A 599-nucleotide genomic window follows, 5' to 3' on the forward strand; every position below is an offset into this window, starting at 1 on the left:
AGGTATCGGAAGTGCGAATGCTGACATGAGTAGCGATAAAGGGGGTGAAAAGCCCCCTCGCCGTAAGCCCAAGGTTTCCTACGCAACGTTCATCGGCGTAGGGTGAGTCGGCCCCTAAGGCGAGGCAGAAATGCGTAGCTGATGGGAAGCAGGTTAATATTCCTGCACCATTGTTAAATGCGATGGGGGGACGGATCGCGGAAGGTTGTCCGGGTGTTGGAAGTCCCGGTCCTTGCATTGGAGAAGGCGCTTTGGCAAATCCGGGCGCGGGATTCAAGGGTGCGAGGCCATTCACTTCGGTGAAGAAGCAATCGGAAGTGGTTCCAAGAAAAGCCTCTAAGCTTCAGTTTAACAAGACCGTACCGCAAACCGACACAGGTGGGCGAGATGAGTATTCTAAGGCGCTTGAGAGAACTCGGGAGAAGGAACTCGGCAAATTGGTACCGTAACTTCGGGATAAGGTACGCCCCTGTAGCTTGATGCCCCTGCGGGCAGAGGGTGAAGGGGTTGCAATAAACTGGTGGCTGCGACTGTTTAATAAAAACACAGCACTCTGCAAACACGAAAGTGGACGTATAGGGTGTGACGCCTGCCCGGTG

General features: G+C 54.1%; 1 rRNA gene. It reads left to right on the forward strand.

Annotated features, from left to right (window positions below):
• Positions 1 to 599 (forward strand): 23S ribosomal RNA (locus tag ACFSNN_RS41320); the annotation flags it as partial.

The organism is Paraburkholderia dipogonis (genome assembly GCF_042680985.1).
GTDB classification, from domain to species: domain Bacteria; phylum Pseudomonadota; class Gammaproteobacteria; order Burkholderiales; family Burkholderiaceae; genus Paraburkholderia; species Paraburkholderia phytofirmans.